Source organism: Streptomyces aureoversilis (assembly GCF_042657885.1).
GTDB classification, from domain to species: Bacteria; Actinomycetota; Actinomycetes; order Streptomycetales; family Streptomycetaceae; genus Streptomyces; species Streptomyces aureoversilis.
On record NZ_JBHSKJ010000024.1, the window covers coordinates 14,844 to 29,845 of the forward strand.

The following is a 15,002-nucleotide window of genomic DNA, read 5'->3' on the forward strand; positions in this document are numbered from 1 at the left end:
GCACGGTCCCGCCTCGTGCGCGGGCTCTTCCCGGCGTTCTGTGCGCTGCTCTTCGCTCTGGTCACCTGGCAGGTCGCGGCGCGCGGCCCCGTGCGGACGCTGGACGAGGACCTCGGCCGTACGGTGGCGGACTCCTCGTTCCCCGGCGCAGTCGCGCAATTCCTCGCCGACCTCGGCAACGCATCGGTCGCGGTGCCCGTGATGGTCGTGGCCATGGCCGTGTCCGCGCTGCTGCGCCGCCGCCCCAGGCCGTGGCTGCCGCCGCTGTGGGCAGCCCTCACCATGGCGGCCGTGCCGGCCGTCGTCGTACCGGTGAAGTCCTGGATCGGCCGCACAGGGCCCCCGGCCATGGCCGCGACCGGGGCGCATGACGGCTTCTTTCCTTCCGGGCATACGGCCACCGCCGCCGTCGCGTACGGGGCGGCTGTGCTGCTGCTTCTGGCGCCCCGTGCCGACTCGTTCCGCACTCCGCCCCATGCCGGTGCCGGTGCCTCCGTGACGCCGCCCCATGCGGAGCCTGCCCGTGCGCTGCCCCATGCCGCCGCCCCTGCCGACGCGCCGCCCCATGCGGACCCTGACGGCATGAGGCCCCGCAGCCGGCACGCGCGCGCACGCGCGTGGGCGGCAGTGGCGTACGTCCTCCTGAACGCAGGCGTCGCGGTCGGCCTGGTGCGGTGCGGCTATCACTGGCCGCTGGACGTGGTGGGCGCGTGGTGCCTTTCCGGCGTGCTGTTGTGGGGGCTGGCACGGGCTCTCACCCGTCCTGTCCGCCGGCCAGGTCCGCGGCGGCCTCGTGCATCGACAGTTCCAGCAGCGCCGGGTCGGTGAGCGTGCCCTTGCCGTCGGGCGGCACCACCCAGCGGACGCCCGAAGCCGCCCGCCCCGGGTGAGGGACGACGACCCAGCTGCCGGCCCCGGCGGCCCGTACACCCGTGGCGAACCACCTCGCGGCAGTGCCCGGGGGGACGAAGAAGCCCATGCGGCAGTCACCGAAGTCGGCCAGGACGGGACCGACCCGTGCGGTGCAGCGGGTGAGGACCTCCAGCGTGGGGCGGCCCAGCTCGCTGGGAAGGATGAGAACGTCCCAGAGCCTGCCGGCGGGCAGCAGCGCCACCCCGAGGGGGTTGCGCTCCCACTCCCACCGGCAGGTCCCGGGGTCCGGTGCGGCCGTCGCCAGCCACTCCACGGCCCTCCGTTGCCCCGCGTCGTCACTCATGGCAGTGCCTCCGTTCCGTGTTCGCTCGTCCTGCGTTCACGGATGGAGAGGCCGCGGAGTGCGGATCATTACGCGGTTTTCCGGGTCCGACCGGAGGTGAAGGGTTCACTGTCCGCCGGACGGCGTGCCCCCGTGCGCCCTCGGGGCGCACGGGGCGGGGCCCGGCGCCTGCATGGGGCCAGGGGCGCGGAGCGCGGCATGGGGCCCGGCATGGGGCCGCCCGGCACCAGGCACGAGGCCCCCGCCCACCCTCAGCTGTCGAACCCCAGGCCCACCTTGTCCATGGCCTTCAGCCACAGGTTGCGGCGGCCGCCGTTCTCGTCGGCCTTCGTCATCGACCACTGGGTGATGCCGATGCCCATGGAGCGCACCGGCTCGGGCGGGAACGGCAGCGGTTTGCTGCGCACCATCTCCAGCTCGGTCCGCTCCGTGCGCTCCCCGGAGAGCAGGTCGAGCATGACGTCGGCGCCGAAGCGGGTGGCGCCGACGCCCAGGCCCGTGTAGCCGAGGGCGTAGGCGACCTTGCCGCCGTGCGCCGTGCCGAAGAAGGCGGAGAAGCGCGAGCAGGTGTCGATCGCGCCGCCCCAGGTGTGGGTGAAGCGCACGCCTTCGAGCTGGGGGAAGCAGCGGAAGAAGTGCTCGGCGAGCTTCTGGTACGTGGCCGGGTGGTGGTCGTACTCCGTCCGGACGCCGCCGCCGTAGTGGTAGACGATGTCGTAACCGCCCCACAGGATGCGGTGGTCGGGCGTGATGCGGAAGTAGTGGAAGTGGTTGGCGGCGTCTCCCAGTCCCTGCCGTCCCTTCCAGCCGACGGCGTCGAGCTGTTCGGCGTTCAGGGGCTCCGTCATGAGCGCGTAGTCGTAGACGGGGGCGATGTACGGGCGGACGCGCTTGACGAGCGAGGGGAAGGCGTTGGTGCCGAGCGCGGCGTGCCGGGCGTAGACGCGCCCGTAGGGGGTGCGTACGGCGATGCCGGCGGCGCGGGAGGACAGTTCGGTGCCCGGCGTGTGCTCGTAGATGCGCACGCCGAGCTCCGTGCAGGCGCGCTTGAGGCCCCATGCGAGCCGGGCGGGGTGCAGCATCGCCACCCCGTCGCGGTCCCAGAGTCCGGCGAGGAAGGTCGGGGAGTGGACCTCGGCGCCCAGGGCCTCCCGGCCGAGATACTCGTACCCGGTGATGCCGAGGGCCTCGAGCTCCTCCGCGGCCTCCTGCAACTCGTGCACCTGGTGCGGGGCGGTGGCGATGTCGATCTCGCCGGTGCGCTCGAAGTCGCAGTCGATGCCGTGGCGGGTGAGGGTGGCCTCGATGTCGTCGAGGTTCTGCAGGCCGAGCTTGTGCAGCGTGGTGAGTTCGTCCGGCCAGCGTGCCGCGCCGTTGGCCCAGCCGTGGGTGAGGGAGGCGGAGCAGAAGCCGCCGTTGCGGCCCGAGGCGGCCCAGCCGGTCTCCTGGGCCTCGATGAGGACGACGTCCCGGCCGGGGTCGCGCTCCTTGGCGAGGAGCGCGGTCCACAGTCCGGAGTATCCGCCGCCGACGACGAGCAGGTCGCAGTGCTCGTCGCCGACGAGCGCGGGGAGCGCCTCCGGCCGGGAGGGGTCGTCGAGCCAGTAGGGCCGGGGGGCGGCGTAGGAAAGTGCTTGGACAGGGTTCATGGCACGAGCGGCCATGTTCTCAGCTCCCTTTTCGGCGCCCGCCGATCAGCTGACCGGCGAGGACGCACAGCACGGCGACGGCGAACATCGCCGTTCCGATGACATTGATTTGAACGGGTGTGCCCCGTTGTGCGGATCCCCAGACGAACATGGGGAAGGTCACAGTCGAGCCGGCGTTGAAGTTGGTGATGATGAAGTCGTCGAAGGACAGGGCGAAGGAGAGCAGGGCGCCCGCCACGATGCCCGGGGCGGCGATCGGGAGGGTGACCCGCAGGAAGGTCTGCAGCGGGGTGGCGTAGAGGTCCTGGGCGGCTTGTTCGAGCCGGGGGTCCATGGACATCACCCGGGCCTTGACGGCCGTCACCACGAAGCTCAGGCAGAACGTGATGTGGGCGATCAGGATGGTCCAGAAGCCGAAGGTGACGCCCATGTTGAGGAAGAGGGTGGCCAGCGAGGCGGCCATGACGACCTCGGGCATGGCCATCGGCAGGAAGATCAGGGTGCTGACGGAGGACCGGGCGCGGAAGCGGTAGCGGGCGAGCGCGAAGGCGATCGCCGTGCCCAGGACGGTGGCGCCCACGGTCGCCCAGACGGCGATCTGCAGGCTGAGCGAGAGGGAGCCGCACAGGTCGGCGACGCCGCACGGGTCGGTCCAGGCGTCGGTGGAGAAGCGCTGCCACTCGTAGTTGAAGCGGCCGTTGGGCTTGTTGAACGAGAAGACGGTGACGACGACGTTGGGCAGCACGAGGTAGGCCAGTGTGGCCAGCCCCGCGAGCACGACGAGGTTGCGGCGGAGCCACCGCACGGGGCGGCTGGAGAGGATGGCCTGGCGGGCGGGCGCAGCAGTCATCAGACCAGGTCCTCCGTCCCGGACTTGCGGATGTAGACGGTGACCATGGCGAGGATGGCGGCCATGAGGATGAAGGACAGGGCGGCGGCGGTCGGGTAGTCCAGGACGCGCAGGAACTGGGACTGGATGACGTTGCCGATCATCTTCTGGTCGGTGGAGCCGAGCAGCTCGGCGTTGATGTAGTCGCCCGTGGCGGGGATGAAGGTGAGCAGCGTGCCGGCGACGACGCCGGGCATGGACAGCGGGAAGGTCACCTTGCGGAAGGTCGTCAGCGGGCGCGCGTAGAGGTCGCCGGCCGCCTCGTGCAGCCGCGCGTCGATGCGCTCCAGGGACGTGTACAGCGGCAGGATCATGAACGGCAGGAAGTTGTAGGTCAGGCCGCAGACGACGGCCAGGGGCGTGGCGAGCACGCGGTGCCCCTCGGTGACCCCGAGGGCGTCGGTGACGTCGAGGACGTGCAGGCTCGCGAGGGCGGAGACGACGGGGCCGCCGTCGGAGAGGATCGTCTTCCAGGCGAGGGTGCGGATCAGGAAGCTGGTGAAGAACGGCGCGATGACGAGGATCATCAGGAGGTTGCGCCACCGGCCTGCCTTGAAGGCGATGAGGTAGGCCAGCGGGTAGCCGAGGGCGAGGCAGAGCGCCGTGGCGGTCGCGGCGTAGGCGACGGAGCGCAGGAACTGGGGGTAGTACTCGGTCAGCGCGTCCCAGTACGTGGCGAAGTGCCAGGTGACGTCGAAGCCCTCTTCGAGCGATCCGGTCTGTACAGAGGTGGAGGCCTGGTAGACGAGCGGGGCGGCGAAGAAGACGAGCAGCCACAGGATGCCGGGGAGCAGGAGCCAGTACGGGGTGAGCTTCCTGCCCCGTGCGGCCGTGCGGAGGGGCGGCGTGGGGGCCGCAGGGGGCTGGTCGGTGACGAGTGCCATCAGGTGCCCTCCCCCGTGTCCGTGCCCGCCTCGATGCTCTGTGCGGCGTCCAGGCCGAAGCTGTGCCCGGGGTTCCAGTGCAGGACGACGTCGGCGCCCGGGGCGAGGCGGCTGTCGCGCTCGATGTTCTGCTCGTAGACGGACAGGCCCGTGGCCACGGGGCTGTCGACGAGGTACTGGGTGGAGACTCCGATGAAGCTGGACGCGGTGATGCGGCCGTGGACGCGGTTGCGCCCCTCGGGGACGGTGCCGGCGTCGTCGGCGTGCGTCAGGGTGATCTTCTCCGGCCGTATCCCGACGAGGAGCTTCCCACCCGCGCGGGGGGCGGTGGTACATCGCGCACGGGGCAGGGCGAGTTTGGTGTCCGCGGCGCGCAGGACGAGGGTCTCGCCGGAGGTGTCGAGGACCTCGGCGGTGATGAGGTTCGAGGTGCCGAGGAAGTTGGCGACGAAGGTGGTGCGGGGGGTCTCGTAGAGGTCGGCGGGGGCGCCGAGCTGTTCGACCCGTCCGGCGTTCATGACCGCGACCGTGTCGGCCATGGTCATGGCCTCCTCCTGGTCGTGGGTGACGTGGATGAAGGTGATGCCGACCTCGGTCTGGATGCGCTTGAGCTCCAGCTGCATCTGCCGGCGCAGCTTGAGGTCGAGGGCGCCGAGGGGCTCGTCGAGCAGCAGCACCTGGGGGTGGTTGATCAGGGCGCGGGCGACGGCGACGCGCTGCTGCTGGCCACCGGAGAGCTGGTGGGGCCTGCGGCGGGCGTAGTCGCCGAGCTGGACGAGGTCGAGCATGTCGCCGACCTGCTTCTTGACGGACTTGATGCCGCGGCGGCGCAGGCCGAAGGCGACGTTCTCGTAGATGTCGAGGTGCGGGAAGAGCGCGTAGCTCTGGAAGACGGTGTTGACGGGGCGCTTGTGCGGGGGGAGGGCGGTGACGTCCTGGCCGGCGAGCTCGACGGTGCCGGCGGTGGGCTGCTCCAGGCCGGCGATCATGCGCAGGGTGGTGGTCTTGCCGCAGCCTGAGGCGCCGAGCAGGGCGAAGAAGGAGCCGGCGGGGACGCTCAGGTCGAGCGGGTGGACGGCGGTGAAGGCGCCGTAGCTCTTGCTGATGGCGGTGAGGCGGACGTCCGTGCCGCTGCTGCTGTCGGTCGGGGCGGTTGTTGTCATGGGTCTCGGGTCCAGGGGTCTCGGGGGCGTGAGCACGTGCGGCACGTACAGCCGCGTACGTTCTCATATGTCCGGGGCCGGGCGCCGCGCCGGTGGCCCGTTTCGGCGGATCAGGCGCCGGTGAGCTCGGAGAAGGCGGCCTCGAACGCCTTCTCCTCGGCGGCGGTCAGGGAGCGGAAGGCGTGGGCCTTCGCCAGCATCGCCTCGCTGGGGATGATCAGGCTGTTCTCGGCCAGCTTCTTGTCGATCTTCGCGAGCTCGTCCCGCAGCCCGGCGACCGGGCTGACGTAGTTGATGGCGGCGGCGAGGCGCGCGGCGACCTTGGGCTGGTAGTAGTAATCGATGAGGCGCTCGGCGTTCCTCTGGTGGCGGGCGGTGCTGGGGACCAGAAGATTGTCGCTGGAAAGCATGTAGCCCGCGTCCGGGATCGCGTACTGGATGTCGCTGTTGTCGGCCTGGAGCTGGACCAGGTCTCCCGCCCAGGCGATGCAGGCGGCGATGTCGCCCTTGTTGAGGTCGCCCGTGTAGTCGTTGCCGGTGAAGCGGCGGATCTGTCCGCGGTCGCGGGCCCGGCGCAGGCGGGTGACGGCGGCGTCGTATTCCTCGGTGGTGACCGCTTCGGGCCTCGTGCCCATGTCGAGAAGCGTGAGGCCGACCGTGTCGCGCATTTCGGAGAGGAGCCCGACGCGGCCCTTGAGCCGCGGATCGTCCAGGAGCTGGGACACGGAGTCGACCTTGCGGCCGCCGGTGGCCTTGCGGTTGTAGGCGATGACGGCGGGAATTCCGGTCCACGGATAGGAGTGGACGCGCCCGGGGTCCCAGTCGGGGGCACGGAATCCCGGGGCGAGATTGGCGTACGCGTTGGGCAGGTGAGCCGCGTCGAGCCGCCGGGCCCAGCCGAGCCTGATCATGCGGCCGGCCATCCAGTCGGTGACGCAGATCAGATCCCGGCCTATGTCCTGGCCGGCGGCGAGCTGTTTGCCGACCTTGCCGAAGAATTCGACGTTGTCGTTGATGTCCTCGGTGTACGTCACCGCGACGCCGGTCGAGCGCCTGAAGTCGTCGAGCGTGGGGCGGCTCGTGCCGTCCGCGCCGGTGTCGATGTACTCGGTCCAGCTGGAGAAGGCGAGGGTCCGCTCGTGCGCGGAGCGGTCCTCGGAGGCGCCCAGAGCGCCCTCAGGACGCCCGGCGGGCGGGATGCCGCAGCCGGCCAGGGATGCGAGCGCGCCGAAGGCGAGTGCACCTGCTCCGCCGGCCCGCAGCAGACTCCGCCGGTTCACGGTGGTCCGTGGCTGGTAGCGCTCCATGCAAGGTGCCCTTTCCGTAGCTCCAACGGACTTTGAGCGAGGATCCTGGCAGAGCAACTCGACCTGAACAAGGGATTCCGTTGTTGCCTTTTGGTTACGCAACAGTGCCACGATCCCCATGGACCCCTCAGGCATGAACCTGCCAACCTGATGCCTGCTCACAGGGGAGCGAGCGAGCAGCGCAAATCCGCTCGCGGCACGGAACACGGAAAACGGGGAAAACCGTTGGCTTACAGAAAAAGAGTGACAGCGATCGCGGCACTGGGCGCCGCACTGCTCATGGGGGCCGCAGCCGAACCGGCAATCGCCCAACCGTCACCGAAGCCTCCCCTCCAGACCTACACCGACAAACTGCTCTTCGACTATTCGATGGACCGGTTCCAGTCCGTACGCGACGACTCCGTACGCGACGACAAGAGCCGCAGCGACAAGCTCGACTGGTCGTCGGACGGCTGTTCCCAGGCGCCCAACCGGCCCATGGGCTTCAACTTCCTTCCGTCCTGCCAGCGGCACGACTTCGGCTACCGGAACTACAAGAAGCAAGGCCGGTTCGACCACACCACGCGTCTCGCCGTGGACAAGAATTTCAAGGCGGACATGTACGCCTACTGCCGGACCTTGCCCAAGGCGAAAACCGGCAGTTGCAAATACTGGGCCGGGGTCTACTACGGCGAGGTCCGCAAGCACGGCGGCCCGTGATTCCCGGCCGGCACGAGGACCGGCCTGAAAACGAGGAGGACCGGCCTGAAAACGAGTTCGAGGAGCGGGACAAGAACCGGCAGGAGGCCTGAAGGAGAACCGGCGCGGGAAACAGGACGTCAGCCCAGGGAGAAAACGGTCCGGTGCCAGGGCTTGCGGGCCACCGCGGTGTTGTCGGACATGACGTGTTTGATCTGGGTGTATTCCTCGAAGGAATACGCTGACATGTCCTTTCCGTGGCCTGATGCCCGGTAACCGCCGTGCGGCATCTCGCTGATGATCGGAATGTGGTCGTTGACCCACACGCAGCCCGCCTTGATCTCCCTGGTGGCCCGCCCCGTGCGGTAGACGTCCCGGCTCCACGCGGAGGCCGCCAGCCCGTACGGCGTGTCGTTGGCGAGCGCGATGCCCTCGTCGTCACTGTCGAAGGGCAGTACGACGAGCACGGGGCCGAAGACCTCGTCCTGGACGATCTCGCTGGACTGAGCGGCTCCTGTGACGAGCGTGGGGCGGTAGTACGCGCCCTTGACCAGCTCGCCCGCGGGCGCCGTGCCGCCGGTGACCACGGTGGCGTACGAACGCGCCCGGTCCACGAAGCCGGCGACGCGGTCCCGCTGGGCGTACGAGACGAGCGGGCCGAGGTCGGTGGCGGGGTCGAAGGGGTCGCCGAGGCGCACGGACGCCATCAGGTCGGCGACCCCGGAGACGAACGCGTCGTACAGGGGGCGCTGGACGTAGGCGCGGGTGGCCGCGGTGCAGTCCTGCCCGGTGTTGATGAGGGCGCCGGCGACCGCCCCGTGCACGGCCGCCTCGAGGTCGGCGTCGTCGAAGACGACGAACGGGGCCTTGCCGCCGAGTTCGAGGTGGAGCCGCTTGACCGTCCGCGTGGCGATCTCGGCGACGCGCCTGCCGACCGCCGTCGATCCGGTGAACGACGTCATGGCGACGTCCGGGTGGCCCACGAGGCGCTCCCCCGCGTCCGCGCCGGCCCCGCAGACCACGTTCACGACGCCGTCGGGGATGCCGGCCTCGGTGGCGGCCTGGGCGAACATCAACGACGTCAGGGGCGTCAGCTCGGCGGGTTTGAGCACGATCGTGTTGCCCGCAGCGATCGCCGGGAGGACCTTCCACGCGGCCATCTGCAGGGGGTAGTTCCAGGGCGCAATGGAACCCACCACACCGATCGGCTCGCGGCGCACGTAGGAGGTGTGGTCACCGCTGTACTCGCCGGCGGACCGGCCCTCCAAGTGGCGCGCCGCGCCCGCGAAGAAGGCGGTGTTGTCCACGGTGCCCGGCACGTCGAACTCGGTGGTGAGGCGGATCGGCTTGCCGCACTGGGCGGACTCCGCACGGGCGAACTCCTCCGCGCGGTCCGCAAGCACGCCCGCGAACCGGTGCAGTGCGCCGGAGCGCTCCCCCGGGGTCGCTCCCGCCCACGCGGGAAGGGCCCCCGCAGCGGCCGTGACGGCGGCGTCCACGTCCTCGGGACCGGCCGGCTCGTACCGGAGGATCTCTTCGCCCGTGGCGGGGTCCACGACCCCGTGCGTGCGGCCCGAGGTGCCGGGGCGCAACCGGCCACCGACGTACTGGGCTCCACCGGCGAACCGCCCCGCCGCATCGAACCGTTGATCCGTCGCGCCCATCAACACACTCCTCCGGCCGGCTGCGCCACTTCTGCGCTGCACCGCGCAGGGGGCCGAAGCCGATCCTGGCAGAGGAGGACGCAACCAACAAGGGATTCCGTCGCAGTCCGCATGCCCTGCGACGGAATCAGTTAGAGGCGAGCCTCCGAGTGCCGCACGGGGCCCCGCAAACGGGCGGCCGGGGACCGGGGCCCGTGCGGGCTCGGTACGACTACAAGCCGGCGCCGATGCCGAGGAGGCTCGCGAAGAAGGCGAACCACAGGACGGGGAGCACCAGGGCCACGATGCCGAGGACGATGCCGGTGGTGGCGGCGCCCCGGTTGGTCGCCTCGCCCTTCGTGACCTTGGAGCGGCCGACAGCACCGAAGATGATGCCGAGGATGCCCAGGATCAGCCCGAAGAACCACAGGAAGACCAGGAGGCTGCAGACGGCGCTGATGATGCCGCAGACGAGGCCGGCGGTGCCCATGCCGTTGCTGGGCTGCACGCCGCCCACGTAGCCGGCTACGGGGTAGGGCTGGACCGGCGGTGCGGAGGGGTAGCCGCCCTGCGCCGGGTAGGCACTCTGTGCCGGTGCGGGATACCCGCTCTGCCCGGGGTAGCCGCCCTGCGCCGGCTGGGCCTGGTTCGGGTAGCCGTAACCGGGCTGCTGGGGCGGCGGCTGCGGCGCCCCATAAGGATTCTGGTTGGAGTCAGACATAAAGAATGTCCCCTCCGTTGAACTGCGTCGGGCAATGCTATGGGGAACGGTCATGCCCGGTCAGCCCAGTTCCACTGCCCGGGGCGGGTGCGAGAATGCCCGACATGAAGATCAACGGGGACCAGCACGGATTCGCGCACGCGGGGCAGCATGCGGACGGCCCGCGTTCGGTGGCGGACCTGACGGCCGCCGTCGCCCGCGGCGAGCATTTCAAGTACGTCTATTTCTGGGGCCACCAGGCGCGTCGGGACGGCGCCATCGGGGCGAGCTGCTTCAGCCAGTGGTGGCCTTCGCCGTTCACCGTGGACGGCACCGTCTACGCCACGGCCGAGCACTGGATGATGGCCGGCAAGGCGCGGCTCTTCGCCGACGCGGAGGCCGGGGCGGAGGCGATCGCCGCCTCGCACCCCAAGCAGGCGAAGGACGCGGGCCGCAAGGTGCGCGGCTTCGACGAGGAGACGTGGCGGCAGCACCGCTTCGAGCTGGTGGTGGAGGGCAGCGTCCACAAGTTCGCGCAGGACGCGGCGCTGAGCGCCTACCTGCTGGGCACCGGCGAGCGGGTGCTGGTCGAAGCCAGCCCGCTCGACCGGGTCTGGGGCATCGGCCTGGCGGCCGACGACGAGCGCTGCCAGGACCCCGCTCGCTGGCAGGGCGACAACCTCCTGGGCTTCGCTCTGATGGAGGCGCGTCAGCGGCTGGCGTCGCGGTCCACGAGCAGCACCGGCGCCGACAAGTAGGCGCCGTACGTCGCGCCGGGCTCCTCGTCGGGCACGGGGCCGTCGCTGTCGTCGACATCGATGTTGATGTAGACGATGACCATAAGGACGGTGGCGACGAGCGCCGCGCAACCGAGGATCAGCCCGGCGAGGGCCTGTCCGGGGTTCGTGGCCTCGCCGCCGCGCACCTTGGCGCGGCCCACGGCGCCGAAGATGACGGCGAGGATGCCGAGCACCGCCCCGAGCACGACGGTGGGCGAGAACACGGTGCCGACGATGCCCAGCACCAGGGCCGCCAGCCCCAGGCCGTTGCTGGGTACGGGCTGCTGCGCGTAGAGCAGTGACGCCGGATAGCCGTACGCGCCCGGCTGGTAGGAGCCCGGGCCGTAGGCGCTTTGACCGTAGGGGCCCTGGCCGTACGGCGCCTGCAGGCCGTAGGGGGCGGCCGAGCCCGGGGACACGGCGGAGCCGCCGGGCATGCCGTACGGCGCCTGGTCGTACGGGCTGCTCCGGTACGCGCTGGGCGTGCCGGGGCCGGTCGGCGCGAGGGGCACGGGCGGCACGGTGCCGGGGGCCGGGGCATGGGGCGGGTGCGGAGCCGCATGGGGCGGGGACGCGGCATGGGGCGGCGCCGACAGTGCATGGGGCCCGGAGGACGGCACGGCGGCATGGGGCCCCGGCTGCGCAGGAGGCTGAGGTGGTGTCACGGCGGCGGCATGGGGCGCCGGGGCGGGCTCGGCATGCTGCCCGGGCGCCGGCTGCCGGCCGGGCTTGTCGAGTGCGACCCGCCGCTTCGGCGGAGCCCAGGGATCGGGGTCCCGCGGCTCGGAGTGCCCATCGGCCCCGGCTGCCTTGTCAGACATAGCCCTCCCCAGTCGATACCCGTCATGCTAAGGCCTGAGGACAACCGTCGCGTACGTCCCGCATACGATGAACGGCACCCGTCGACAGGCTCCGGCCGACCGCGCCATGGAGGCATGCATGTCCGTACTCGACTCGTTCATCGCCGGGCTCCCCAAGGCGGAGCTCCATGTGCACCACGTCGGGTCGGCGTCCCCGCGCATCGTGGCCGAGCTGGCCGCCCGCCACCCGGATTCGCCCGTGCCCACCGACCCCGAGGCGCTGGCCGACTTCTTCACCTTCCGCGACTTCGCCCACTTCATCGAGGTCTACCTCTCGGTCGTCGACCTGATCCGCGACGCCGAGGACGTACGGCTGCTGACGTACGAGGTCGCGCGCGACATGGCGCGGCAGAACATCCGCTACGCCGAACTGACCGTCACCCCCTTCAGCTCGACCAGGCGCGGCATCCCGGACGCCGCCTTCGTGGAGGCCATCGAGGACGCCCGCAAGGCGGCCGAGACGGAGCTGGGCGTCGTTCTGCGCTGGTGCTTCGACATCCCGGGCGAGGCGGGGCTGGAAGCCGCGGAGGAGACCGCACGGATCGCCTGCAAGCTCAAGCCCGAGGGGCTGGTCTCCTTCGGGCTGGGCGGACCGGAGATCGGCGTGCCCCGGCCCCAGTTCAAGCCATACTTCGACCGGGCCATCGCCGAGGGGCTGCACAGCGTGCCCCATGCCGGTGAGACGACGGGCCCGCAGACCATCTGGGACGCCCTGGTCGACCTGCGCGCCGAGCGCATCGGTCACGGCACCAGCGCCCCGCAGGACCCGGCCCTGCTGGCCCACCTGGCGGAGCACCGCATCCCGCTGGAGGTCTGCCCGACGTCCAACCTCGCCACCCGCGCCGTGACCGACCTGGACCGCCACCCCATCAAGGAGATGGTGGCCGCGGGCGTCCTGGTGACCGTCAACAGCGACGACCCGCCCATGTTCGGCACGGACCTCAACCGGGAGTACGGCGTCGCCGCGCGCCTCCTGGAGCTCGACGCGGCAGGCGTCGCCGGCCTCGCCAAGAACGCCGTGGACGCGTCGTTCATGGACGAGACGGGCAAGAAGGCGCTCCGGGCGGAGATCGACGCCTACGCCGCGGCCTGGCGGGGCTGAGCCCGGCGGGCGCACGCCGCGGCCACAATGGGTCCATGACCGGCCCGAACTCCCCTGCTGCAAAAGCCCGCACCGTCACCGCCGTCGCCCACCGCGGCGATCCGTACCTGTTCCGGGAGAACACTCTCGCCTCGATCCGTTCGGCCCTGGGTGCCGGGGCCGGGGCGGTGGAGGTCGACGTCCGGCTGACGCGCGACGGCGTGCCCGTGCTGCTGCACGATGCGACGCTCGAGCGCCTGTGGGGTCACACGCGGGTCCTGGACTCACTCACGGCGGACGAACTGCGGGAGCTGACCGGCGGCGGCGTGCCCACCCTGCGCGAGGCCCTGCATCTCGGCGCGGAGCGGTCCGGACCACGGCTGTTCATCGACCTGCCGGACGCGTCGGCTGCCGAGGCCGCCGTCGCCGAGGTGCACGCGAGCGGAGCCGCGGACCGCGTGTACTACTGCGGTGGTGTGACATCGATGCTCGCGGTACGCCGCGCGGACCCGGTCGCGGAGACCGCCCTGACGTGGACGACGCTGATGCCGCCGCGCAGCGCCCTGCTCAGCTCCGTGGCCCCGCGCTGGCTGAACTACCGCTTCGGGCTGGTGAGCCCCGAACTCGTCGCCCGCAACCACTCCGACGGGCTCCTGGTCTCCGCCTGGACGGCGGACACCCGCTTCACGATGCGCCGTCTGCTGGCAGCAGGCGTCGACGCGATCACCACCAACCGGGTCGGCACGTTGCGGTCGCTGCTGCGGGACTGAACGGGGTCCGGGCGACGCGGCGGGCGCAGGCATGAGGCGGCGGGGCGCACGCCGCCGCCTGGAGCGGCCTGAGGCGGCCGCATGGGGCGGCGCACCTGGGGCCGCGTGCATGGGGCGGCACCACGGCGGGCGCGATCAGAGCCCGACGATCTCGTTCCACTCCTTGGTGAAGCCGGGCCGCTCCTTCGCGGTCATGTCGCGTGCCGTCGCGAGGCGTTTGCGCATGTCGTCGCTCGGGAAGATGAGCGGGTTCCCGGCGAGCTCCGCGAGTTCCTTGTCGGAGGACGAGGCGAGAACGTCCCGGGCGGCCGGCACGGGGCAGACGTAGTTGACCGACGCGGCGAGCTCGGCGGCCACCTCCGGCCGGTAGTAGTAGTCGACGAGTGCCTCGGCGTTGCGCTTGTGGCGGGCGAGGTTGGGCACCATGAGGCTCTCGGCCCACAGCTCGGCGCCCTCCTCCGGGACGACGAACTCGATGTCGGGGTTGTCGGCCTGGAGCTGGATGACGTCGCCGGAGTACGCCTGGCAGGCGAGCACGTCGCCGGACGACAGGTCCTTGATGTAGTCGTTGCCGGTGAAGCGGCGGATGTGCCGCTTGCGCACGAGGCCGCGCAGCTGGTCGGTCATGGTGTGGAAGTCGTCGGCGGTCCAGCGGGTGACGTCGGCGCCGTTGCCCTGCATGAGCAGCGAGTACGCCTCGTCCAGGCCGGCCAGCAGCGTGACCCGGCCGCGCAGGTCGTCCTTCCACAGGTCGGAGGTGTGCCGGATCTCCCGGCCGAGCTTCTTGCGGTTGTACGCGATGCCCGTGATGCCGGACTGCCAGGGGACGGTGTGCAGCCGGCCGGGGTCGAAGGAGGGCTTGCGCAGCAGCAGGTCGAGGTTGCGGGCGACGTTCGGCTGGCGGGAGCGGTCCATCTCCTGGACCCAGCCCAGGCGCACGTAGCGGGAGGCCATCCAGTCGCTGACGACGATGAGGTCCCTCCCGGTCTCCTGATGGTTCATCAGGGCGGGGCTGACCTTGCCGAAGAACTCGTCGTTGTCGTTGATCTCTTCGGTGTACTTCACCGATATGCCGCTGCGCTTCTCGAACGCGTCGAGCGTGGGGCGCTTCTGCGGGTCGTCCTCGTCGACGTCGATGTAGAGGGGCCAGTTGGCGAAGACAAGGCTCTTGTCGCGGCTGGAGCGGTCCTCGGCGGCCCGGTCGGCCCGCTCGACGTACGCGGCAGGCACTCCGCACCCGGCGAGCGCGGCGGCCCCGGCGCCGGCGCCCAGCGCGCGCAGCAGGGTCCGGCGGGACAGGGGCTTCACGGGCTTCTCTCGCATTCCGGCAGCATGGCGGGGTCGGATCTTCGCGGACAATGTACGGCCTGTCCGGGAGGCGAC

General features: G+C 71.0%; 15 protein-coding genes. 5 read left to right on the forward strand and 10 right to left on the reverse strand.

The features are described 5' to 3' along the window. Positions 1-15: 15 nt before the first annotated feature. Entirely contained in the window at positions 16-828 is an 813-nt protein-coding gene (locus ACFPP6_RS31300; RefSeq protein ID WP_382049569.1) for a phosphatase PAP2 family protein, read from the forward strand. Here the strand turns inward: ACFPP6_RS31300 and ACFPP6_RS31305 are convergent. From ACFPP6_RS31305 to ACFPP6_RS31330, 6 genes are all read right to left on the reverse strand, one after another. Next, a complete protein-coding gene (locus tag ACFPP6_RS31305) occupies positions 755-1,216 on the reverse strand; it encodes a bifunctional DNA primase/polymerase (protein WP_382049571.1) in 462 nt (153 codons plus the stop codon). The two genes, ACFPP6_RS31300 and ACFPP6_RS31305, sit on opposite strands and share 74 nt — an antisense overlap. 251 nt (positions 1,217-1,467) lie before the next feature. Next, complete coding sequence (locus ACFPP6_RS31310; RefSeq protein WP_382049573.1) at positions 1,468-2,880, reverse strand: NAD(P)/FAD-dependent oxidoreductase; 1,413 nt, start codon at positions 2,878-2,880, stop codon at positions 1,468-1,470. 4 nt (positions 2,881-2,884) lie between these two features. Further along, positions 2,885-3,715 (reverse strand): ABC transporter permease, encoded by an 831-nt coding sequence (locus tag ACFPP6_RS31315; RefSeq protein ID WP_382049575.1) that lies wholly within the window; start codon positions 3,713-3,715, stop codon positions 2,885-2,887. Beyond that, positions 3,715-4,638 (reverse strand): ABC transporter permease, encoded by a 924-nt coding sequence (locus tag ACFPP6_RS31320; RefSeq protein WP_382049577.1) that lies wholly within the window; start codon positions 4,636-4,638, stop codon positions 3,715-3,717. Before ACFPP6_RS31320 ends, ACFPP6_RS31315 begins: the two co-directional genes overlap by 1 nt. Beyond that, entirely contained in the window at positions 4,638-5,801 is a 1,164-nt protein-coding gene (locus ACFPP6_RS31325; protein ID WP_382049579.1) for an ABC transporter ATP-binding protein, read from the reverse strand. The genes ACFPP6_RS31320 and ACFPP6_RS31325 overlap by 1 nt, the downstream gene beginning before the upstream one ends. A 110-nt stretch (positions 5,802-5,911) precedes the next feature. After that, entirely contained in the window at positions 5,912-7,108 is a 1,197-nt protein-coding gene (locus ACFPP6_RS31330; protein ID WP_382049581.1) for a polyamine ABC transporter substrate-binding protein, read from the reverse strand. Positions 7,109-7,351: 243 nt separating this feature from the next. Between ACFPP6_RS31330 and ACFPP6_RS31335 the strand changes: the two genes are divergently transcribed. Next, positions 7,352-7,807, forward strand: a complete 456-nt coding sequence (locus ACFPP6_RS31335) for a phospholipase (protein WP_382049583.1) — start codon at positions 7,352-7,354, stop codon at positions 7,805-7,807. A gap of 119 nt (positions 7,808-7,926) precedes the next feature. Here ACFPP6_RS31335 and ACFPP6_RS31340 read toward each other — a convergent pair whose 3' ends face one another. Together ACFPP6_RS31340 and ACFPP6_RS31345 are read right to left on the reverse strand one after the other, a co-directional pair. Continuing rightward, positions 7,927-9,450 carry a gamma-aminobutyraldehyde dehydrogenase gene (locus ACFPP6_RS31340; protein ID WP_382049585.1) on the reverse strand — a complete coding sequence of 508 codons (1,524 nt, stop codon included), beginning with the start codon at positions 9,448-9,450 and terminating at the stop codon, positions 7,927-7,929. 211 nt (positions 9,451-9,661) lie between these two features. Next, positions 9,662-10,150: a DUF4190 domain-containing protein gene (locus ACFPP6_RS31345; protein WP_382049587.1), complete on the reverse strand. Its 489-nt coding sequence runs from the start codon at positions 10,148-10,150 to the stop codon at positions 9,662-9,664. Between the two features lie 104 nt (positions 10,151-10,254). On the opposite strand from ACFPP6_RS31345, the gene ACFPP6_RS31350 reads away from it, so the two are divergent. Continuing rightward, positions 10,255-10,887, forward strand: coding sequence for an NADAR family protein (locus tag ACFPP6_RS31350; protein ID WP_382049589.1), 633 nt, complete (start codon positions 10,255-10,257; stop codon positions 10,885-10,887). Here ACFPP6_RS31350 and ACFPP6_RS31355 read toward each other — a convergent pair. Further along, the gene (locus tag ACFPP6_RS31355; RefSeq protein WP_382049591.1) at positions 10,839-11,420 is read right to left on the reverse strand and encodes a DUF4190 domain-containing protein; all 582 of its coding nucleotides are present in this window, start codon (positions 11,418-11,420) and stop codon (positions 10,839-10,841) included. The two genes, ACFPP6_RS31350 and ACFPP6_RS31355, sit on opposite strands and share 49 nt — an antisense overlap. 427 nt (positions 11,421-11,847) lie before the next feature. Here ACFPP6_RS31355 and ACFPP6_RS31360 point away from each other — a divergent pair, with 427 nt between their 5' ends. Then, positions 11,848-12,870: an adenosine deaminase gene (locus tag ACFPP6_RS31360; RefSeq protein ID WP_382049593.1), complete on the forward strand. Its 1,023-nt coding sequence runs from the start codon at positions 11,848-11,850 to the stop codon at positions 12,868-12,870. Between the two features lie 35 nt (positions 12,871-12,905). Continuing rightward, positions 12,906-13,619, forward strand: a complete 714-nt coding sequence (locus ACFPP6_RS31365) for a glycerophosphodiester phosphodiesterase (protein ID WP_382049595.1) — start codon at positions 12,906-12,908, stop codon at positions 13,617-13,619. A 135-nt stretch (positions 13,620-13,754) separates the two neighbouring features. Here the strand turns inward: ACFPP6_RS31365 and ACFPP6_RS31370 are convergent, their stop codons facing one another. After that, on the reverse strand, positions 13,755-14,942 hold the full coding sequence (locus ACFPP6_RS31370) for a polyamine ABC transporter substrate-binding protein (RefSeq protein ID WP_382049597.1): 1,188 nt from the start codon (positions 14,940-14,942) through the stop codon (positions 13,755-13,757). Between the last annotated feature and the right edge of the window lie 60 nt (positions 14,943-15,002).

What these genes read in the sequence shown, in the direction of transcription:
- ACFPP6_RS31305 (WP_382049571.1), bottom strand. Translation starts at nt 1,216, where the DNA reads ATGAGTGACGACGCGGGGCAACGGAGGGCCGTGGAGTGGCTGGCGACG.
- ACFPP6_RS31310 (WP_382049573.1), bottom strand. Translation starts at nt 2,880, where the DNA reads ATGGCCGCTCGTGCCATGAACCCTGTCCAAGCACTTTCCTACGCCGCC.
- ACFPP6_RS31315 (WP_382049575.1), bottom strand. Translation starts at nt 3,715, where the DNA reads ATGACTGCTGCGCCCGCCCGCCAGGCCATCCTCTCCAGCCGCCCCGTG.
- ACFPP6_RS31320 (WP_382049577.1), bottom strand. Translation starts at nt 4,638, where the DNA reads ATGGCACTCGTCACCGACCAGCCCCCTGCGGCCCCCACGCCGCCCCTC.
- ACFPP6_RS31325 (WP_382049579.1), bottom strand. Translation starts at nt 5,801, where the DNA reads ATGACAACAACCGCCCCGACCGACAGCAGCAGCGGCACGGACGTCCGC.
- ACFPP6_RS31330 (WP_382049581.1), bottom strand. Translation starts at nt 7,108, where the DNA reads ATGGAGCGCTACCAGCCACGGACCACCGTGAACCGGCGGAGTCTGCTG.
- ACFPP6_RS31340 (WP_382049585.1), bottom strand. Translation starts at nt 9,450, where the DNA reads ATGGGCGCGACGGATCAACGGTTCGATGCGGCGGGGCGGTTCGCCGGT.
- ACFPP6_RS31345 (WP_382049587.1), bottom strand. Translation starts at nt 10,150, where the DNA reads ATGTCTGACTCCAACCAGAATCCTTATGGGGCGCCGCAGCCGCCGCCC.
- ACFPP6_RS31350 (WP_382049589.1), top strand. Translation starts at nt 10,255, where the DNA reads ATGAAGATCAACGGGGACCAGCACGGATTCGCGCACGCGGGGCAGCAT.
- ACFPP6_RS31360 (WP_382049593.1), top strand. Translation starts at nt 11,848, where the DNA reads ATGTCCGTACTCGACTCGTTCATCGCCGGGCTCCCCAAGGCGGAGCTC.
- ACFPP6_RS31365 (WP_382049595.1), top strand. Translation starts at nt 12,906, where the DNA reads ATGACCGGCCCGAACTCCCCTGCTGCAAAAGCCCGCACCGTCACCGCC.
- ACFPP6_RS31370 (WP_382049597.1), bottom strand. Translation starts at nt 14,942, where the DNA reads ATGCGAGAGAAGCCCGTGAAGCCCCTGTCCCGCCGGACCCTGCTGCGC.